The sequence below is a fragment of the Bradyrhizobium sp. UNPA324 genome (assembly GCF_006658635.1).
GTDB classification, from domain to species: Bacteria; Pseudomonadota; Alphaproteobacteria; order Rhizobiales; family Xanthobacteraceae; genus Bradyrhizobium; species Bradyrhizobium nanningense.
This window is the reverse complement of sequence record NZ_LFJD01000004.1, coordinates 1,666,856-1,682,952: the sequence shown is the minus strand read 5'-3', so window position 1 is coordinate 1,682,952 and position 16,097 is coordinate 1,666,856. Positions and strand designations below refer to the sequence as shown.

Annotated in this window: 28 protein-coding genes; 23 read left to right on the top strand and 5 right to left on the bottom strand. The window is 65.3% G+C overall.

The window, feature by feature from the left end; genetic code table 11:
* The first annotated feature begins 3 nt into the window (after positions 1 to 3).
* From UNPA324_RS08340 to UNPA324_RS08290, 12 genes are read left to right on the top strand one after another with little or no spacing between them, the layout of a single operon-like run.
* Positions 4 to 534: a tetratricopeptide repeat protein gene (locus tag UNPA324_RS08340; protein WP_141934373.1), complete on the top strand. Its 531-nt coding sequence runs from the start codon at positions 4 to 6 to the stop codon at positions 532 to 534.
* Complete coding sequence (locus UNPA324_RS08335; RefSeq protein WP_141934372.1) at positions 527 to 1,300, top strand: 4Fe4S-binding leucine-rich repeat protein; 774 nt, start codon at positions 527 to 529, stop codon at positions 1,298 to 1,300. Before UNPA324_RS08340 ends, UNPA324_RS08335 begins: the two co-directional genes overlap by 8 nt.
* The gene (locus tag UNPA324_RS08330) at positions 1,297 to 1,614 is read left to right on the top strand and encodes a nitrogen fixation protein NifZ (protein WP_141934371.1); all 318 of its coding nucleotides are present in this window, start codon (positions 1,297 to 1,299) and stop codon (positions 1,612 to 1,614) included. The genes UNPA324_RS08335 and UNPA324_RS08330 overlap by 4 nt, the downstream gene beginning before the upstream one ends.
* Complete coding sequence (locus UNPA324_RS08325; protein ID WP_141938755.1) at positions 1,614 to 1,853, top strand: nitrogen fixation protein NifZ; 240 nt, start codon at positions 1,614 to 1,616, stop codon at positions 1,851 to 1,853. Before UNPA324_RS08330 ends, UNPA324_RS08325 begins: the two co-directional genes overlap by 1 nt.
* Before the next feature lie 11 nt (positions 1,854 to 1,864).
* On the top strand, positions 1,865 to 2,224 hold the full coding sequence (locus UNPA324_RS08320) for a DUF3024 domain-containing protein (protein ID WP_141934370.1): 360 nt from the start codon (positions 1,865 to 1,867) through the stop codon (positions 2,222 to 2,224).
* Positions 2,225 to 2,238: 14 nt separating this feature from the next.
* Positions 2,239 to 2,508: a DUF6129 family protein gene (locus UNPA324_RS08315; protein WP_141934369.1), complete on the top strand. Its 270-nt coding sequence runs from the start codon at positions 2,239 to 2,241 to the stop codon at positions 2,506 to 2,508.
* Positions 2,505 to 3,713: a DegT/DnrJ/EryC1/StrS family aminotransferase gene (locus UNPA324_RS08310; protein WP_141934368.1), complete on the top strand. Its 1,209-nt coding sequence runs from the start codon at positions 2,505 to 2,507 to the stop codon at positions 3,711 to 3,713. The genes UNPA324_RS08315 and UNPA324_RS08310 overlap by 4 nt, the downstream gene beginning before the upstream one ends.
* 34 nt (positions 3,714 to 3,747) lie before the next feature.
* Positions 3,748 to 4,056, top strand: coding sequence for a 2Fe-2S iron-sulfur cluster-binding protein (locus tag UNPA324_RS08305; RefSeq protein WP_141934367.1), 309 nt, complete (start codon positions 3,748 to 3,750; stop codon positions 4,054 to 4,056).
* A gap of 14 nt (positions 4,057 to 4,070) precedes the next feature.
* On the top strand, positions 4,071 to 4,295 hold the full coding sequence (locus UNPA324_RS08300; protein WP_141938753.1) for a hypothetical protein: 225 nt from the start codon (positions 4,071 to 4,073) through the stop codon (positions 4,293 to 4,295).
* Positions 4,296 to 4,308: 13 nt separating this feature from the next.
* Positions 4,309 to 4,758 (top strand): Rieske (2Fe-2S) protein, encoded by a 450-nt coding sequence (locus tag UNPA324_RS08295; protein ID WP_141934366.1) that lies wholly within the window; start codon positions 4,309 to 4,311, stop codon positions 4,756 to 4,758.
* A gap of 13 nt (positions 4,759 to 4,771) precedes the next feature.
* On the top strand, positions 4,772 to 4,939 hold the full coding sequence (locus UNPA324_RS35065) for a hypothetical protein (protein ID WP_181769333.1): 168 nt from the start codon (positions 4,772 to 4,774) through the stop codon (positions 4,937 to 4,939).
* 24 nt (positions 4,940 to 4,963) lie between these two features.
* On the top strand, positions 4,964 to 5,392 hold the full coding sequence (locus tag UNPA324_RS08290; protein WP_141934365.1) for a group II truncated hemoglobin: 429 nt from the start codon (positions 4,964 to 4,966) through the stop codon (positions 5,390 to 5,392).
* Between the two features lie 12 nt (positions 5,393 to 5,404).
* Here the strand turns inward: UNPA324_RS08290 and UNPA324_RS08285 are convergent, their stop codons facing one another.
* The 3 genes from UNPA324_RS08285 to UNPA324_RS08275 all read right to left on the bottom strand — a co-directional run bounded on the left by UNPA324_RS08285 (position 5,405) and on the right by UNPA324_RS08275 (position 6,795).
* Positions 5,405 to 5,650 carry a hypothetical protein gene (locus tag UNPA324_RS08285; protein WP_141934364.1) on the bottom strand — a complete coding sequence of 82 codons (246 nt, stop codon included), beginning with the start codon at positions 5,648 to 5,650 and terminating at the stop codon, positions 5,405 to 5,407.
* A gap of 328 nt (positions 5,651 to 5,978) precedes the next feature.
* The gene (locus tag UNPA324_RS08280; protein WP_141934363.1) at positions 5,979 to 6,308 is read right to left on the bottom strand and encodes a DUF59 domain-containing protein; all 330 of its coding nucleotides are present in this window, start codon (positions 6,306 to 6,308) and stop codon (positions 5,979 to 5,981) included.
* A 7-nt stretch (positions 6,309 to 6,315) separates the two neighbouring features.
* Positions 6,316 to 6,795, bottom strand: a complete 480-nt coding sequence (locus tag UNPA324_RS08275) for a hypothetical protein (protein WP_181769332.1) — start codon at positions 6,793 to 6,795, stop codon at positions 6,316 to 6,318.
* 355 nt (positions 6,796 to 7,150) lie between these two features.
* On the opposite strand from UNPA324_RS08275, the gene UNPA324_RS08270 reads away from it, so the two are divergent.
* Genes UNPA324_RS08270 through UNPA324_RS08260 form a run of 3 tightly spaced genes read left to right on the top strand, consistent with a single transcriptional unit; the run spans position 7,151 to position 8,088 of the window.
* Positions 7,151 to 7,384, top strand: coding sequence for a BolA family protein (locus UNPA324_RS08270; protein ID WP_141934361.1), 234 nt, complete (start codon positions 7,151 to 7,153; stop codon positions 7,382 to 7,384).
* Between the two features lie 18 nt (positions 7,385 to 7,402).
* Positions 7,403 to 7,738: a Grx4 family monothiol glutaredoxin gene (grxD, locus tag UNPA324_RS08265; protein ID WP_141934360.1), complete on the top strand. Its 336-nt coding sequence runs from the start codon at positions 7,403 to 7,405 to the stop codon at positions 7,736 to 7,738.
* Positions 7,735 to 8,088 carry a (2Fe-2S) ferredoxin domain-containing protein gene (locus UNPA324_RS08260; protein ID WP_141934359.1) on the top strand — a complete coding sequence of 118 codons (354 nt, stop codon included), beginning with the start codon at positions 7,735 to 7,737 and terminating at the stop codon, positions 8,086 to 8,088. The genes grxD and UNPA324_RS08260 overlap by 4 nt, the downstream gene beginning before the upstream one ends.
* 3 nt (positions 8,089 to 8,091) lie before the next feature.
* Here UNPA324_RS08260 and UNPA324_RS08255 read toward each other — a convergent pair whose 3' ends face one another.
* Positions 8,092 to 8,502: an ArsC/Spx/MgsR family protein gene (locus UNPA324_RS08255; RefSeq protein WP_141934358.1), complete on the bottom strand. Its 411-nt coding sequence runs from the start codon at positions 8,500 to 8,502 to the stop codon at positions 8,092 to 8,094.
* A gap of 10 nt (positions 8,503 to 8,512) precedes the next feature.
* Positions 8,513 to 8,947 (bottom strand): response regulator, encoded by a 435-nt coding sequence (locus tag UNPA324_RS08250; protein ID WP_141934357.1) that lies wholly within the window; start codon positions 8,945 to 8,947, stop codon positions 8,513 to 8,515.
* Between the two features lie 391 nt (positions 8,948 to 9,338).
* On the opposite strand from UNPA324_RS08250, the gene nifH reads away from it, so the two are divergent.
* From nifH to UNPA324_RS08210, 8 genes are all read left to right on the top strand, one after another.
* Positions 9,339 to 10,229 (top strand): nitrogenase iron protein, encoded by an 891-nt coding sequence (gene nifH / locus UNPA324_RS08245; RefSeq protein ID WP_141934356.1) that lies wholly within the window; start codon positions 9,339 to 9,341, stop codon positions 10,227 to 10,229.
* Between the two features lie 65 nt (positions 10,230 to 10,294).
* On the top strand, positions 10,295 to 11,014 hold the full coding sequence (locus tag UNPA324_RS08240; RefSeq protein ID WP_141934355.1) for a nitrogen fixation protein NifQ: 720 nt from the start codon (positions 10,295 to 10,297) through the stop codon (positions 11,012 to 11,014).
* Positions 11,015 to 11,018: 4 nt separating this feature from the next.
* A complete protein-coding gene (irr, locus tag UNPA324_RS08235; protein ID WP_502705462.1) occupies positions 11,019 to 11,507 on the top strand; it encodes a Fur family transcriptional regulator Irr in 489 nt (162 codons plus the stop codon).
* Between the two features lie 139 nt (positions 11,508 to 11,646).
* Complete coding sequence (nifV, locus tag UNPA324_RS08230) at positions 11,647 to 12,828, top strand: homocitrate synthase (RefSeq protein ID WP_141934353.1); 1,182 nt, start codon at positions 11,647 to 11,649, stop codon at positions 12,826 to 12,828.
* Between the two features lie 8 nt (positions 12,829 to 12,836).
* Entirely contained in the window at positions 12,837 to 13,628 is a 792-nt protein-coding gene (gene cysE, locus UNPA324_RS08225; protein WP_141934352.1) for a serine O-acetyltransferase, read from the top strand.
* A complete protein-coding gene (nifW, locus tag UNPA324_RS08220) occupies positions 13,621 to 13,950 on the top strand; it encodes a nitrogenase stabilizing/protective protein NifW (RefSeq protein ID WP_141934351.1) in 330 nt (109 codons plus the stop codon). The genes cysE and nifW overlap by 8 nt, the downstream gene beginning before the upstream one ends.
* Positions 13,951 to 14,120: 170 nt before the next feature.
* Positions 14,121 to 14,963 (top strand): electron transfer flavoprotein subunit beta/FixA family protein, encoded by an 843-nt coding sequence (locus UNPA324_RS08215; RefSeq protein ID WP_141934350.1) that lies wholly within the window; start codon positions 14,121 to 14,123, stop codon positions 14,961 to 14,963.
* A gap of 19 nt (positions 14,964 to 14,982) precedes the next feature.
* The gene (locus tag UNPA324_RS08210; RefSeq protein ID WP_141934349.1) at positions 14,983 to 16,089 is read left to right on the top strand and encodes an electron transfer flavoprotein subunit alpha/FixB family protein; all 1,107 of its coding nucleotides are present in this window, start codon (positions 14,983 to 14,985) and stop codon (positions 16,087 to 16,089) included.
* The last annotated feature ends 8 nt before the right edge of the window (positions 16,090 to 16,097 follow it).

Here is a 16,097-nt window from a genome sequence, read left to right as displayed (position 1 = left end):
ACGATGCCGGACACGTTCGTCAGCCCGCAGGTCGAGATCAACGAGGCGCTCGTCACTGGCGCCTTGCTCGGGCGCGGGCTGCCGAGCGAGGCGGAACATCATTTGTGGGAAGCGGGTCTGTCCTATCACCTCGATGACATCGCGGAACGTCACTTACGTGAAGCCGAGGCGCTTGCCCCCGGTCACGCCGCCGTGCTGATTGGCCTCTATCGACTTTATTTCTACAAGGGCCGTCTCGCCGAGGCGCTCGATGTCGCACGGTGTTGCCTGCTCAAGGCGGCCGAGGAGAACGATCTTCCCGCCGATTGGCGCAGCGTGCGTGCGAGCGACGCCGAGTTCGGCCGCTACGAGAACATCCTTGCGCGCTTCTTCCTGTTCTCGCTGAAGGGCTACGCCTATTTGCAGATGCGTCTCGGCGAGACCGAGGAGGGGCGGCTCGCGGTCCTGAAGCTGCTGGAGCTTGATCCCACCGACAAGATCGGCGCCAAGGTGCTGCTGGGCGTGCTCGAGCGGATGGGGCAAGACGATGACTGACGACATCGACGAAGCCCGCGACTGGCAGGGCAACCAAGTCGACTGCACCGGCTGCACGCATCTGGCGCTCAACGGCGTCGGCGGCTGCCGGATCAGGCATGCCTGCGTCAACGATCGCTACGCGCGCCGCATCGACCGCTTCTTCAACTGGAATCCCGGCCTTGCCGATTTCTATCTCGGGCATCCGCATTTCGAGGTGCGAGCAATTGCTGCAAGGTCTGCGAATCTGTTCCTGCTTCCGTCGCTGCTCGGCGACGCCGACGAAACCGTGCGCTGGAATGCGGTCCGCCGCCTGCCCAGGCGCTATGCGTTGCAATTGCGCGCGGATCCTCATCGCGAGGTGAGGATGCGGGTTGCCACCCTGATCGACGGCGACGATCTGCTGCCAATGACATCCGACGAGGATTACTACGTCCGTCTCGTCGTCGCGCGCAGGCTGGCCCCGCTGCTGCTCGGCCGGATGATCAATGACGGGGAGGCGGAGGTCCGACGCGTCGTGGCCCGCCGTGTTCCCGATGAATGGCTGCTCGGCATGATCGCCGACAGCGATGCTGCCGTGCGGCTCGAGGTCGCGCAGCGCCTGTCGCCGGAGCCGCTGGCGCGGATGCGCCGTGATCCCGATTGGCGCATTCGATACGAGGTCGCAAGCCGGGCGGCGGCCGGCGAGCTCATGGGGCTCGTCGAGGACCAGGACGGGCTGGTGCGCGAAGTCGCGCGGTCGCGGGTCGCCGTGAGGCTGGAGCGAGGAACGGGAGCCTCCCTATGAGCAACATCGTGCGCGACAGCGACGTCGTCGAGCTGACGGCCCCGCCGTTCTTCTCCTTCGGGGAGAAAGTGCGGGCCAAACGCACCATCCGCAACGACGGCACCTATGCCGGCAAGGAGATCGGCGACATCCTCGCCCGGAAGGGCGAGATCGGCTACGTCGTCTCGATCGGCACCTTCCTGCAGCAATTCTACATCTATGGCGTCGAATTCCTCGACAGCGGCAACCGCGTCGGGATGAAGCGCAAGGAGCTCGACCCTGTCAGCCCGCGCGATGCGGTCGAGGATATTCCGCTGCCGGAGGCTGCATCATGATGTTCGAACCAAAATTGCCTAGATATCAATGGGGCCAGCGTGTGAAGGCGGCGGTGGACCTGCACAATGACGGCTCGTTTCCCGATACGCCGGCCGAAGGCCTGCTCGTCGGTGTCGGCCACACCGGAGAGATCGTCCAGGTCGGCCGGCATACCGAGGCGAACTTGCCGGTCTATCTCGTCGAGTTCGGCGAGCGGCTGGTGGTCGGATGCCTCGAAGAAGAAATCAGCCCGCTATAGGGGGTGCCACGATGAATGCCGCGGTCCTGAGACAGCCAGATGCGCGCTTGCCCGCGCATCCCAACGAGCTCGATCGCAGGCGGATCGAGCGCGCGCTCGGAACACGCAGGCGCTATCGCTACGTCTCGCCGGTCGTCAAGGGCGTGACCGGCGGCTATCTCGTCGAAAGTCCCTGCTGTTCGCGCAAGATCGACGCGGAGGGTGGCGTCATCGACGTCGCGTTGCTCCATCACGATGCGGCGAGTGCGAGCTGGAAGCTGTTTCGCAAGGATCACGCGACCGGCGCCTGGGAGCTGCATGGGGTGCATCAGCGGTTGGCATCGGCGACCGATGTCCTGAACGCCGATCCCGAGCGCGTGTTCTGGCAATAGCAGGAGTTGGGAAGATGGCGCTGGCGGCAACCGAATTGAGCGAAATCGAGCAGGCGCTGGCGTCGTCAGACGCGGCGCCGCAGGCCTATATCGAGCTGCGGCAGAAATTTCCGCATCTCACCTGGGTTCGCTGCGATGCCTCCGACGTGACGGAAACGCCGTACCGCAGTTTCGGCCTCTTCGACCTGCACCTGCTCGACAGCGCCGATCATTGCGCCGCGATCACCGACGATCCGGCACGCGCGACCGGCATCGTGCTGGCCAAGCGGGCGGCTGCGTCATGACGGAGCCTGCTCTCGCCTATGATGGAGTTGCCGACGCCGGCGAGTTGCCGGTCGAGGCCGGCCACGACTTCATTCCGCTCTCCGACCCCGACGTCACGCTGGCGGAGATCGGGGCGGTGGATGCCGTCCTGCGCTCGCCGCGGCTCTCCAGCGGCCGGCTGGCGGAGGAATTCGAGGCGGAATTTGCCGCTTATATCGGCCGGGCATATGCGATTGCGGTACCGAGCGGCACCATTGGCCTCATGCTCGCGCTGAAGGCGTACGGCGTCGGCGCAGGCGACGAGGTCATCGCCTCGTCCTATTCGTTCCGCGAGACCGCGCATGCGATCAGCCTCGCCGGCGCACGACCCGTGTTCGCCGACATCGACTATTGGTCGGGGACGCTGGCGCCGCAGAAGGTGGAAGAGCGCATCACGCCTGCGACGCGGGCCATTCTCGCAGCCAACACCAACGGCCACCCGGCGCCCTGGTCGGCGCTGCGCGATGTCGCGGCCCGGCACGGCATCGTCCTGCTGGAGGATTCCACCGAGGCGATCGGCTCGCGCTACAAGGACAGGCTGGTCGGCAGCTTCGGCGACATCGCCGTGTTCGATTTCGCGCAGCCCTCGCTGCTGACCTGCGGGGAGGGCGGCATGGTCGTCACCGACGACATCGACCTCGCGGTGACCTTGCGCCGCCATCGCTCGCGCCGGCTGAGCGAGCGATCTTCCGTCGTGGTGGGCTCAACGGCGTCCCATCAGGCCGGGATCAGCGATCTCGCGGCCGCGCTCGGGCTGGCCCAGCTCAGGCGTATCGACGAGATCATCGAGCGCCGCCGGCTGGTCGAGCAGCTCTATGCGACCCATGTGCAGTCGTTCGAAGGCATCAAGCCGCCCTATGTCGCGGCCGACGTGACCGAGGTGAATTGGTTCCTCTATGTCGTTCATCTCGGCACGCGCTTCACCCGCTCCAGCCGCGACGCCATCGCCGAGGATCTCCGGGTCGAGCAGATCGAGGCTGCGGCCTACAGCCAACCGCTGCATTTGCAGCGTCACTATTTCGATCTCGGCTGTCGCCGCGGTGATCTGCTGGTGACCGAAAAGATCGCCGATCGCGCCATCGCGCTGCCGTTCCATACCCATCTCACCGACGGCCAGATCGAATTCATCGTGGAGACCATGAAGGACGCCTCGATCAATGTGGGCGCGGGCGCGGCGATCTACTGAACCATGAATCCGTACAACTGAAAGGATTGAGATCATGACCACACTGACCGTCATGCCTGAGGGCAAGACCATCGAGGTTTCGGAAGGAACGACACTCCTGGCCGCGCTGCTCGGCGCCGAGATCGCGATTCCGCACAAATGCGAGGGCCAGGCCAAATGCGGCTCGTGCCATATCTTCGTGCACGAGGGGCGCAAGGGCCTGTCGAAGATCGCGCGGCTCGAGAACGAGAAGCTCGACACCATCGTCGGCGTCAGCTCGAAGTCGCGGCTCGCCTGCCAGGCGGCCGTGCTCGGCACCGAGGACGTCAAGATCGAGCTGCTCGGCTTCTCGTCGGGTCTGTGAGCGGGAGCGGAATGATGGAGACGCACAACGTCATTCTTCACGCCCGGTTTGCTCCGAACGGCACCGTGGTCGAGATCGGCGAGCGGCCCGAAGGTGTCACGCCGCAGGCCTGGTTCGATTTCCTCAGCGACAAGGCCGGCGACGTCTACCAGACGTTCGCAGGCGGGCGGGGCGTGTTCCGGCTGACGGGCGCCGAGCTCACGGCGCTGAAGCAGGCGGCCGCGCCGGCGGCGGCCTGATCGGCGAGGAGCCATGAGCTTGGAAGAGATCGACGTGTTCGTCATATGCGCGAGCGACGAGATCGAGCGCGGCAGCGCCAGGGCGTTCAACCTGTCGCGCATCGACGGGTCGGGCGAGGGCCGGCCATTCCCGATCGTCGTGATCCGGACCCATGGCAACGATTATGTCGGCTACGTCAATGCCTGCCCGCATGACGGGGTCTGGCTCAACATCGGCAGCGGCGACTTCTTCACGCAGGATCGCGCGTTCCTGAAATGCGGCCGCCACGGCGCCGCCTTCGAGATCGATAGCGGACTTTGCATCGACGGTCCCTGCAACGGCAAGAGTCTCCAGCCCATTGCGCTGGCGATGATTGACGGTGAAGTCTGCTTGTTCGGCGAGCAGCTGGTCGAGGACGATCGCCCGTTCGGCACGTTCGACGACCATGACGAGACCATGGACATCATGATCCATCCGGATTAGCGGAGGACTAGCCGTGACCGTCGCCCAATTGCTCGATCGACTGAAGGGATTGCCGGAGGACGCCGTGGTGCTGATGGAGAGCGGCGACGGACTATCGCGTGTGTCCACGCTGGAATTTGTCGCCGATCAAGGCCCCGGCGCGCCGGCGGAGGTTATCCTGTCTCCAAGCATGGACGAGTAGACGCGTGCAGCAGAAGGGACAGGCATGAGCGATACCTTAATCACTGTTTCAATGTTCGAGCGGATCGGCGGTTCGGTCGTCATCGACCGCCTCGTGGAGAGCTTCTATCGCCGGATGGATGCGTTGCCCGAAGCCGCCGGCATTCGCGCCATGCACGCGGACGACCTCGCATCGACCAAGCAGGTGTTGAAGCGCTATCTCTCCGAATGGACCGGCGGGCCGAAGCTCTATTCGCCGGAGAAGGGCCATCCGCGGCTGCGCCAGCGCCATATGGGCTTTCCGATCGGCAGAGCCGAGCGCGATGCGTGGCTGCTCTGCATGCGTGGCGCGCTGGCGGAGACCGTTGCCGACGAAGCGGCGCGCGGCGAGCTCGATGCCGCACTGACCAAGCTCGCCGATTGGATGCGCAACCAGGCGGGCAATCCGCACGATGCGCGCGGGAGGCAGGGCTGAGGCGGCCCGCCGTCAATCCGATAGCGGCAGGCCGAAGAACTCCTCGTCCGCGGCGCCCCACGCCTTATGCAAGGCGAGGCCGCTCCGCCACCGTCTCAACTCCGCGTCGTTAGCCAGCCGGTGCGCGATCTTGCCCTCGGGCTTCTCGGCCAGCAGAAAGCTCCTGCCGTTACGGATGAAGCGGTTGAGGTCCTTGGCGTCGGTTGGCCGTACGACGCAGCGCGGCGCGTCGTCGACGAGGATGGTGGTCGGCAGCATCTCGCGCGGGTCTCCCTGAATTTGCTAAAGCAGCGTGGCTTTAGGTTGAATCGATGGCCGCGGGTGGTTCACCTCTCCCGCTTGCGGAAGAGGTCGGCGCGAAGCGCCGGGAGAGGGCTTTCTCCGCTTGGGGATTGTCCCACTGAGGATACACCCTCTCCCCAGCCCTCTCCCGCGAGCGGGAGAGGGAGCGCACCTTCGTCGTAGCAGCGATCAAGCCTCATCCCATCGTGCTTAGAGTCCGTCGTGCTCGGAGATGGGCGTTCCATCGCTGTCGATCAGCTCGATCATCTGCATCTTCTCATCGGCGTGATCCTGACCATGCTTGCTAGAAGAGGCCGAGCTCGAGCTTGACCTCGTCGGTCATCCGCGACGAGTCCCAGGGCGGATCGAACACCAGCCGCACCGCCACCTTCTCGACGCCGCCGACCTCGAGCACGGCCTTCTCCACCCAGGTCAGCATCTCGCCGGCGACCGGACAGCCTGGCGCAGTCAGCGTCATGTCGACCTCGACCAGGCCGTCGTCGTTCGGCTCGATCCGGTAGATCAGGCCGAGGTCGTAGATGTTCACGGGGATTTCCGGGTCGTGAACGGTTCGCAGCGCCGCGATGATGCCCGCGATCAGCGTATCGGTGTCGGCAAGCTCGGTTGTCGTCATCGCCACCTCACTGGAGCCCCTCAGCGAGTGCCGCAACGACCGGCCAGCCGACGGCGCCCGCAGGATCGAGCCGGCGCAGGGCGGCGAGCAGTTCGCGCGCCTGCTCTTGTTCGTCCTTGCGCAGATGGATGAAGGCGAGCGCCTTCAGCGTGTAGAGCGCGAAGCGGCCGGCGCCATCGGGCAGTTCGGCCTGCGGCTGCCAGCTTCGCCAATTGGGGCTCCAGCCGGCCTGATGCGCGGCCTCGCGCAGGCCGCGCTCGGCGATGTCCTGGGCCTCGTCGAGCCGGCCGCGATAGGTGTGGGTCTTATAGAGACAGAAATAGACGGCGAGCTCCGTCGGCGCTGCATCCAGAGCCTGGCGGAAGATGCGGTCGGCTTCGAGAGGGTCGCGGCGATAGCTGACCACACCTTGCTGCAGCAGCGAGTCGATTTCGGGTGCGAGCTCACCGAAATTGATGCCGTCGGAATCGACAAGGACGGCTGTCATGCGCCGCTCGCCATCGTCGGGACGCGGCATCGATTGCCATATCTGCTGCAATCTGTGTGGGACAATTCGAGTTCCTCGCTGGCGTATCGGAATACGGGTGCTGTCCTTGCAAAGCAAAAGCCGGGCCGGACGAGAGATGCCGCGAAAGCGCATGGTTTCGAGGCGCTGCGAGGCGACGTCCCTGCGCCCGGAGCGGGGCGCGTCGTGTTCGTCACGTCGTCGACACGCACGGACGCGGCGTTGTCGCAAGTCGGACATCGCGGCGGTGTCAGGCGCCCAAGTCCCTCTGAACGCACGTGTTGCGGAACTGGTTTGACGCTTGCATGGAGTGGGGAGCGGAGCAGGAGTGCGCAACATGGCAATGGCGGGACCGGACATTGAGCAACTGATCAGAGAGGCGTTTCCGGACGCCCATGTGATCGTGACCGACCTCGCCGGCGACGGCGATCATTACGGCGCGCGCGTGGTCTCGCAGGCGTTTGCGGGCAAGAGCCGGATCCAGCAGCACCAGATGGTTTACGCCGCCCTGAAGGGACAAATGGGCGAGGCGCTGCATGCGCTCTCGCTCGAAACGGCAGTGCCGAAATGAATGTGGAAGGATGAAAGCATGAGTGAACCGACCGAACAACGCATCAAGGACATCATCGCCGGCAGCGACGTCGTGCTGTTCATGAAGGGCGTTCCGGCGGCGCCGCAATGCGGCTTCTCCGGAGCCGTCGTGCAGATCTTGAACGGTCTTGGCGTGCCGTTCGTCGGCATTAACGTGCTCGCCGACCCCGACATCCGCGAGGGCATCAAATCGTTCTCGAACTGGCCGACCATTCCCCAGCTCTACGTCAAGGACGAGTTTCTCGGTGGCTGCGACATCGTCCGCGAGATGTTCAAGCTGGGTGAGCTGGCCGCGGTGCTGAACGACAAGGGCGTTGCGGTGGCTGTGTCATGAGCGACGGTATGACCGAGCAGTTCGAGCTGCCGCAGCTCTATCGCCATCACGTCTTCGCCTGCCACACCCAGCGGCCGCCAGGCCATCCGCGCGGAAGCTGCGGCGCGGCCGGCGGCGGGCCGTTGTGGGAGCGGCTCGGCAAGGCGATCGAGGCGAAGGGGCTCACGGACGTCGGCTTCACCGCATCGGGCTGTCTCGGCTTCTGCGGGGCCGGCCCGCTGATGGTCGTCTATCCCGATGGCGTCTGGTACCGGCCGACGATGCCGGAGGACATCGACGAGATCGTCCATGAGCATCTGGCGCACGGCCGGCGCGTCGATCGCCTGGTGATGGTGCTGGCGCGGAGCTGAGCTTCATGGCTCCGCGCAGCGCGGCATCGCCTCCGGCCGCGTGCAGCCTTGAAGGTCGCTTCGCGCGCCGCCGAGCAGCGAGGGAACCGGCTCGCGGTCGAAGCCGGCGCATCTGGCGCCGTCAACGTCGATCAGCGGGCGCCGGATCAGCAGGGGATCGTCGAGCATCAACGCGATCGCGTTCGCTGCGTCGATCTCTGCCGGCTTCACTTCGCCGGACTTGATCCGCGGCGCCGCCGGGTTGAACCAGGACGCGACCGGCGTCTCGCCGAAGAAGCCGCGCAGCTCCTGGGCGGTCCATGGCTCGGTCAAGAGGCTCTTCGCGAGGACCTGGTGGCCGGCCGCCTCCAGCGCGCGGATCTGCCGGGCGTTGGTGCCGCAGCCCGGCTTCTGGAAGAACAGCACTGTCGCCACGCCGGCAGTCCTATTTCATCATGCTGAGCTGGACCAGCGGCGCGGCGCCGCCACGGCCGAGGATCGTGTCGACCTTCTTGCGAACGCCTTCCAGCGTCAGCGGCTTGACCACGGCACCGTGCGCGCCGGCCTTCATTGCCTCGACCGCAATGGTCTCGTCCGATCTGTCGGTGACGATGAGAATGCGTACGCCTGGAAATCTCATGCCGAGCTCGGCGATCAAGTCCACCCCTCGGGTCTTCAGGAAAGAGACCCCGAGCAGCACCACGTCGGGCTTCAGCCAATCCACGCCCTTGGCGTAGGCCTCTTCCGGCGTGGCGAGTTCGTGCGTTTCGATCTCGTCATGCAGCATGAACTGGAGCGCCGCGCGCGTGATCTCGTCCTCATCGACCACGAACACGCGTCGCTGGTCGACGGCCTTGGCTGTCTCGACGCCGATCTGCATCTGTCGTTCTCCTCTTATCGCCTCACGTCGCGCATGAGCAATTTCCGTTCCGCATCCGCGCCGGGTCATCGCGGTGCATTCACACCGTCATCGCTTCGATCCTTGTCCGGTTTCTGACAGAGGCCCTACCTCTGTAGGGTTCGACACAGCTTCTGTCGGCCGCTCGCGTCGAAATATTTTGCGAGCGCGATCAGCGCCTTAAGTCGCGCGAAGCGAATGGCACGCCAGTTGCTATTTGGATGCAGCAACAACGAGTGAGGGCTGAGAGCACGCCGACGCCGATGGCGAGCGATGTTCTCCTTCCCGAACCCCGCGGGCCCAGGCTTCTGAGAGAGAAGCAATCTCGCGCGAGACGCGCGGAGTCATTGGCAATCGGTTGATGGAGAGCAACATGTCTTCACTGAGACAAATCGCGTTTTACGGCAAGGGTGGTATCGGCAAATCGACGACGTCGCAGAACACGCTCGCGGCGCTTGCCGAGATGGGTCACAAGATCCTGATCGTCGGCTGCGATCCCAAGGCGGACTCGACCCGCCTGATCCTGCACGCCAAGGCGCAGGACACTATTCTGAGCCTCGCGGCGAACGCCGGCAGCGTCGAGGACCTCGAGATCGAGGACGTGATGAAGGTCGGCTACCGGGACATCCGCTGCGTCGAGTCCGGCGGTCCGGAGCCCGGCGTCGGCTGCGCCGGACGTGGCGTCATCACCTCGATCAACTTCCTGGAGGAGAACGGCGCCTATGAGGACATCGACTACGTGTCCTACGACGTGCTCGGCGACGTCGTCTGCGGCGGCTTCGCGATGCCGATCCGCGAGAACAAGGCGCAGGAAATCTACATCGTGATGTCCGGCGAGATGATGGCGATGTATGCCGCCAACAACATCTCCAAGGGCATCTTGAAGTATGCAAATTCCGGCGGCGTGCGTCTCGGCGGCCTGGTCTGCAATGAACGGCAGACCGACAAGGAGCTGGAGCTGGCGGAAGCCATGGCCAAGAAGCTCGGCACCCAGCTGATCTACTTCGTGCCGCGCGACAACATCGTCCAGCATGCGGAACTGCGCCGCATGACGGTGCTGGAATATGCGCCGGAGTCTCAGCAAGCCGAGCACTATCGCAAGCTTGCCTACAAGATCCACAACAACGCGGGCAAGGGTATCATCCCGACCCCGATCACGATGGACGAGCTCGAGGACATGCTGATGGAGCACGGCATCATGAAGCCGGTCGATGAGACCGTCGTCGGCAAGACCGCTGCCGAGCTCGCAGCAATGTCGGCCTGACCATCGTGCCGGCCTTCCTGAACGGGGAGGCCGGCACCTTTCGGCACCACCGGCGGAGCCCCTCCGTGATTGAAGCGCAAGTGAGGACGATCGAAACGACATCGCCGTCGGGCCCCAACGCCGACGGTGCGCATGCCGGAATAGAAGTTTATCGCCTGCTGACCGGGAGCGATCCGGTCGACGCCGACATTCATGACGACGACGATTTCGATCGCCACGTGCTCGCTTCGATCCTGGCGGCTGCCGTCATGGATGGTGGCCCCGTCGCGGAGCGGATTGGCCTGTCCGAACGGGACCTCGATGCGCTCTTGACGCAATGTTTCCCATCCGCGCCGGTCCGGGCGTTTGCCTGGATAGGCGGGTGCGACACGAGCGTCGACGACGAGACCGTTATGGTGCGCGATCTTCTGCTCGCGCAGCGTTCGACCGACGGCGAGGTCGGCCATTGGCTGGCGGCGATGGTGGCGCGGCGCGCGATGGAGCCGAACCATCTCTGGGAAGATCTCGGATTGCGTGAGCGGCCGGAACTGTCGCGCCTCCTGACGCGTCATTTCGCGCCGCTGGCGACCCGCAATACCAGGAACATGCGCTGGAAGCGCTTCTTCTACCGCATGCTCTGCGAGGACGACGGCTTCGTGATGTGCGCGACGCCGGTCTGCACCCAGTGCAACGATTTCGATCTCTGCTTCGGCGAAGAGAGCGGCGAGAGCCGCATGGCCGAACGCCGGCGGGAATTTTTGCGCGGCGGCGGCGATCAGGCCGACGTCGGCAACCGGCCAGCATGAGGTGATCATGGACGCGTATCCGGAAGTCTCCTTCATCGACGCATTGGACGCGGAGCCGTCTGCGCAACGCGACCTCCGGGACGTCGAATGCTCTGCGTTCCGCCGCTTGCGCGATGCGGGCCTGAGGCCGACGCGCCAGCGCATGTTGCTGGGAGAGCTGCTGTTCGGCCAGGGCGACCGGCATGTCACCGCCGAGATGCTCTTTGCCGAGGCGTCGGCAGCCAACATCCAGCTCTCATTGGCGACGGTCTACAACACGTTGAACCAGTTCACCCAGGCGGGGCTGCTGCGCCGCATTGGACCGGATGGCTCGCGCTCGTTCTTCGACACCAACACGACGGTCCATCCGCATTTCTACCTTCACGGCGAGGATATGTTGATCGACGTGCCGGAGACACTCGTCCTCCAGCAGCTGCCCGATCCCTTGCCGGGCCACGAAATCTCACGGCTCGACATCATCATCCACATCCGCCGCAAACCCGCCGAGATCTGACACGCCAGTCTGGCGCTGTCGCATTTGCGACAAAGCGAGCGGTGCCGATAAGTCCATCAATTTCAGATGCTTGGCAATCGTTCTGGCGATGGCACGAGGGTTGCTGAACCTGGTCGAAATAGATGATTGGAGTGCTCGGATGGCGCTTTCCGGCTCAACGACTCGATCGGACGGGGTTCTACCCCGACCCATCGTTCTCAACGACACCACCTTGCGCGATGGCGAACAGGCCCCCGGCGTCGCTTTTACCTCTGCCGAGAAAGTCTCGATTGCCCGCGCGTTGGCCTCTGCCGGCGTCACCGAGATCGAGGCCGGCACGCCTGCGATGGGCCATGACGAGGTGAGCGCGATCCGGGCCATCGTCGAGGCAGGCCTGCCGGTGACGGCGATTGGCTGGTGCAGGATGCGGTCGTCGGATGTCGATGCGGCCATCGCGGCTGGCGTCTCCATGGTGAATGTCTCGATCCCCACCTCCGACGTCCAGCTTGCGGCCAAGCTCGGCGGCGGCCGGGGGGTGGCGCTGGAGCAGGTAAGGCGGGTGGTCGGCTACGCCCGCGACAAGGGCCTCGACGTTGCGGTCGGCGGCGAGGACTCCTCGCGCGCCGACGTGGACTTCCTGATCGAGTTGATCGCAACCGCCAAGGCGGCCGGCGCGCGGCGTTTCCGTATTGCCGACACGCTGAGCGTGCTCGATCCCGACGCCTCCTTCGCCCTGATCGCAGCACTTCGCGCCTCCACCGATCTCGAGCTCGAATTCCACGGCCATGACGATCTGGGTCTGGCGACGGCCAATACGCTCGCCGCGATCAAGGCCGGTGCGACGCATGCCTCTGTCACCGTGATCGGCCTTGGCGAGCGGGCCGGCAACGCTCCGCTCGAGGAGGTCGCGGTCGCGCTCAAGCAGCTCTATGGCTGCGATACCGGCGTGGTGCTGTCCGAGCTGGAGAAAGTGGCATCCGTGGTCGCGGCTGCGGCCGCACGTGCCATTCCGCTCAACAAGGCGATCGTCGGCGAGCACGTCTTCACCCACGAATCGGGCATTCATGTTGACGGCCTGTTGAAGGATCAGCGCACCTATCAGGCGCTGGATCCGCGCCTGCTCGGCCGTTCCAATCGCATCGTGATCGGCAAGCATTCCGGACTTGCCGCGATCACCGCGCTACTCGCCGAACTCGGATTGTCCGTCAGCGCGGAGGAGGCGAAGTTGGTTCTCGCCCGCGTCCGCCAGCATGCCGTTGCGCACAAGGGCGCGGTCGCGCGCGAGACGGTGACGGCGATCTGGCGCGAGGTACGCGAACGCTCGCTTCTCGACTGTGCATGAGGGTTGCCATGGCCTGTGTCGTCGACATTCCGCTCGCTGAACCGTCCCCTCCGGGACCGGTCAAGCCGTCTCTGCTCAAGTTGATCCGTGAGGATATCGGCTGCGTGCGCCAGCGCGATCCTGCCGCGCGTGGCCAGCTCGAGACGCTCCTGACCTATCCCGGCATCCATGCCGTGATCTGGTACCGGATCGCCAACCGGCTGTGGACCGGCGGCTGGCGCTTTGCGGCACGGCTTTTGTCCTGGCTCGGGCGCTTCGCGAGCAATGTCGACATCCATCCCGGCGCGCGCATCGGCCGGCGCTTCTTCATCGACCACGGCGCCTGTGTCGTCATCGGCGAGACCGCGGAGATTGGCGACGACGTCACGCTCTATCACGGCGTCACGCTCGGCGGCACGTCGTGGTTTCCGGGCAAGCGCCATCCGACGTTGGAAGATCGCGTCGTGGTCGGAGCGGGCGCGAAAATCCTCGGGCCGATCACGGTGGGCGCCGGCTCGCGCGTCGGAGCCAATTCGGTGGTGATCGACAGCACGCCCCCCGACGTCACCGTGGTCGGCATTCCCGCGCGCGTCGTGCGCCCGCAGCTCGGCCATCGCCGTATCGTCGGCCGGATCGATCTCGACCATCATCTGATGCCAGATCCAGTCGGAGATGCCATCGCCGTGCTGCTCGACCGCGTCGAGTTCCTCGAGGCGCGCATGACGCACATGCAGAGGCGCATTCGGGATGCCGGAGCGCCCGCAACGCCGCTCGCGACCCGTGCGGTGCGGCAGAGCTCCACGGAGATCGACAATGGCTGATGGAATCCTGGCACAACTCAACAAGGCATCTGCGGCCGAAGAGTTCTTCACGCTGCTCGGCGTCGACTACGACCCGAGGATCGTCAACGTGGCACGGCTGCATATCCTGCGGCGCATGGGCCAGTACCTCGCCGGGGAGGACTTTGCCGACGCGACCGACGAGGCCGTGGCGGAACGGTGCAAGACCGTGCTGGAGCGCGCCTATGCGGACTTCGTCGCGTCCTCGCCGATCGACCAGCGCGTCTTCAAGGTCCTGAAAGACGCCGTCGCGCCGCAACCGAAGCAGCCGCCGGCATTGGTGCAGATCGGCACGCTGAAGTGAAGCTGAGCTCTGTCGCATTTGCGACGAATGTCGCAGCAGCATTGTCGGCCCCACTGCCCGAAGCGACCGTCGTGTTCCTAAGTCGCTGTATCGCCATCTGATTTTCATCGTTCGCGGACTTGGTACGACACTTGCTGCTCTTCCCCGTGAACAAAGTCCTGGAGACGCACATGCATATCGTCGTCTGCATCAAGCAGGTCCCCGATTCCGCGCAGATCCGCGTGCATCCCGTGACCAACACCATCATGCGCCAGGGGGTGCCGACCATCATCAACCCCTACGACCTTTTCGCGCTGGAGGCCGCGCTCGAGCTGCGCGACCAGTTCGGCGGCGAGGTCACGGTGCTGACCATGGGGCCGCCGTCTGCGGAGGACAGTCTTCGCAAGGCGCTGACCTTCGGTGCCGACCGCGCCGTGCTGCTGACCGATCGCTTCTTTGCCGGCGCCGATACCCTGGCTACCACCTACGCGCTCGCCACCGCGATCCGCAAGATCTCCACCGAGTTCGGAGCGCCCGATCTCGTCTTCACCGGCAAGCAGACCATCGACGGCGACACCGCGCAGGTCGGCCCCGGCATCGCCAAGCGGCTCGGCCTGTTGCAGCTCACCTATGTCGCCAGGATCAGCGCGCTGGATCTGGAGGCGCGCACCATTGACGCGGAGCGGCGCTCCGAAGGCGGCGTGCAGCTCCTGCGCACCAGGCTGCCGTGCCTCGTCACCATGCTGGAGGCGACCAACCAGATCCGCCGCGGCGCGATGGCTGACGCCCTGCGGGCCGCGCGCGCGCCGATCGTGAAATGGAGCGCGCAGGATGCCGGCGTCGAGGACATCTCGAAATGCGGCCTGCGCGGCTCGCCCACCATCGTCAAGCGGGTGTTCGCGCCGGCCGCGCGCAGCGAGAAGGCGGTGCTGATCGAGCCCGGCGAACAGCCGGCGGAGGTGCTGATCGACGCCATCTTCAAGCGTCAGCCGGCGCTCGAGACTGAGCTTGCGGCGCTGGCGCGCGGCTATTGAGGCGAGGGGAACAAGCACCATGAGCACCGCACCAAAGACCGCCGCTTCCGCATCCGGCCGTGCTGCGACCAAGAAGGAGCTGCCCGAGCATTTCAAGGCTTACAAGCACGTCTGGGTTTTCATCGAGCAGGAGCGCGGCCAGGTTCATCCGGTGTCCTGGGAGCTGATGGGGGCGGGCCGCAAGCTCGCCGACAAGCTCAAGGTCGATCTTGCCGCGGTGGTGATCGGGCCGGCGGGCGAGGCGACGCAGGCCGCCGCCGCCGAGGCCTTCTGCTACGGCGCCGATCTCGTCTATCTGGTCGCCGACGATCTGCTCGCCGACTATCGCAACGAGTCCTACACCAAGGCGCTGACGGACGTCGTCAACACCTACAAGCCCGAGATCCTCCTGCTTGGCGCCACCACGCTCGGCCGCGACCTCGCGGGCTCGGTAGCAACGACCCTCCTGACGGGACTGACCGCCGATTGCACCGAGCTCGACGTCGATGCCGACGGCTCGCTGGCGGCGACGCGCCCGACCTTCGGCGGCTCGCTGCTCTGCACGATCTACACGCTCAACTACCGGCCGCAGATGGCGACGGTGCGCCCGCGGGTGATGCCGATGCCGGAGCGCGTCTCGCGTCCGGTCGGCCGCATCGTCAGCCATCCGCTCGGACTCGTCGAGGACGACATCGTGACGAAGGTGCTGTCGTTCCTCCCGGACCGCGACTCCGCGAAATCCAATCTTGCCTATGCGGACGTCGTCGTCGCCGGTGGGCTCGGGCTGGGTTCGCCGGAGAACTTCCAGCTGGTACGCCAGCTCGCCACCGTGCTTGGAGCCGAATATGGCTGCTCGCGGCCGCTGGTGCAGAAGGGCTGGATCACCTCCGACCGGCAGATCGGCCAGACCGGCAAGACCATCCGGCCGAAACTCTACATCGCCGCGGGCATTTCCGGCGCGATCCAGCATCGCGTGGGCGTCGAGAGCGCCGACCTCATCGTCGCCATCAACACCGACAGGAACGCGCCGATCTTCGATTTCGCCCATATGGGCATCGTCACCGATGCCATCCGGCTGCTTCCGGCTCTGACGGCGGCATTCCGCGCGCGGCTGTCGCCGCATTCGCGCGACCGGATCGCGAGCTGAGATAGGAG

Excerpts from the sequence above, each read along its gene's own strand:
- UNPA324_RS08290 (WP_141934365.1), top strand. The coding sequence starts at position 4,964 with ATGAGCGATACCTTAATCACTGTTTCAATGTTCGAGCGGATCGGCGGT.
- UNPA324_RS08295 (WP_141934366.1), top strand. The coding sequence starts at position 4,309 with ATGAGCTTGGAAGAGATCGACGTGTTCGTCATATGCGCGAGCGACGAG.
- UNPA324_RS08285 (WP_141934364.1), bottom strand. The coding sequence starts at position 5,650 with ATGCTGCCGACCACCATCCTCGTCGACGACGCGCCGCGCTGCGTCGTA.
- nifV (WP_141934353.1), top strand. The coding sequence starts at position 11,647 with ATGGCGCTTTCCGGCTCAACGACTCGATCGGACGGGGTTCTACCCCGA.
- cysE (WP_141934352.1), top strand. The coding sequence starts at position 12,837 with ATGGCCTGTGTCGTCGACATTCCGCTCGCTGAACCGTCCCCTCCGGGA.
- UNPA324_RS08325 (WP_141938755.1), top strand. The coding sequence starts at position 1,614 with ATGTTCGAACCAAAATTGCCTAGATATCAATGGGGCCAGCGTGTGAAG.
- nifW (WP_141934351.1), top strand. The coding sequence starts at position 13,621 with ATGGCTGATGGAATCCTGGCACAACTCAACAAGGCATCTGCGGCCGAA.
- UNPA324_RS08270 (WP_141934361.1), top strand. The coding sequence starts at position 7,151 with ATGGCAATGGCGGGACCGGACATTGAGCAACTGATCAGAGAGGCGTTT.
- UNPA324_RS08250 (WP_141934357.1), bottom strand. The coding sequence starts at position 8,947 with ATGCAGATCGGCGTCGAGACAGCCAAGGCCGTCGACCAGCGACGCGTG.
- UNPA324_RS08210 (WP_141934349.1), top strand. The coding sequence starts at position 14,983 with ATGAGCACCGCACCAAAGACCGCCGCTTCCGCATCCGGCCGTGCTGCG.
- UNPA324_RS08335 (WP_141934372.1), top strand. The coding sequence starts at position 527 with ATGACTGACGACATCGACGAAGCCCGCGACTGGCAGGGCAACCAAGTC.
- UNPA324_RS08275 (WP_181769332.1), bottom strand. The coding sequence starts at position 6,795 with ATGACAGCCGTCCTTGTCGATTCCGACGGCATCAATTTCGGTGAGCTC.
- UNPA324_RS08215 (WP_141934350.1), top strand. The coding sequence starts at position 14,121 with ATGCATATCGTCGTCTGCATCAAGCAGGTCCCCGATTCCGCGCAGATC.
- UNPA324_RS08260 (WP_141934359.1), top strand. The coding sequence starts at position 7,735 with ATGAGCGACGGTATGACCGAGCAGTTCGAGCTGCCGCAGCTCTATCGC.
- UNPA324_RS08320 (WP_141934370.1), top strand. The coding sequence starts at position 1,865 with ATGAATGCCGCGGTCCTGAGACAGCCAGATGCGCGCTTGCCCGCGCAT.
- UNPA324_RS08315 (WP_141934369.1), top strand. The coding sequence starts at position 2,239 with ATGGCGCTGGCGGCAACCGAATTGAGCGAAATCGAGCAGGCGCTGGCG.
- UNPA324_RS08330 (WP_141934371.1), top strand. The coding sequence starts at position 1,297 with ATGAGCAACATCGTGCGCGACAGCGACGTCGTCGAGCTGACGGCCCCG.
- UNPA324_RS08310 (WP_141934368.1), top strand. The coding sequence starts at position 2,505 with ATGACGGAGCCTGCTCTCGCCTATGATGGAGTTGCCGACGCCGGCGAG.
- UNPA324_RS08280 (WP_141934363.1), bottom strand. The coding sequence starts at position 6,308 with ATGACGACAACCGAGCTTGCCGACACCGATACGCTGATCGCGGGCATC.
- nifH (WP_141934356.1), top strand. The coding sequence starts at position 9,339 with ATGTCTTCACTGAGACAAATCGCGTTTTACGGCAAGGGTGGTATCGGC.
- UNPA324_RS08300 (WP_141938753.1), top strand. The coding sequence starts at position 4,071 with ATGGAGACGCACAACGTCATTCTTCACGCCCGGTTTGCTCCGAACGGC.
- grxD (WP_141934360.1), top strand. The coding sequence starts at position 7,403 with ATGAGTGAACCGACCGAACAACGCATCAAGGACATCATCGCCGGCAGC.
- UNPA324_RS08340 (WP_141934373.1), top strand. The coding sequence starts at position 4 with ATGCCGGACACGTTCGTCAGCCCGCAGGTCGAGATCAACGAGGCGCTC.
- UNPA324_RS08305 (WP_141934367.1), top strand. The coding sequence starts at position 3,748 with ATGACCACACTGACCGTCATGCCTGAGGGCAAGACCATCGAGGTTTCG.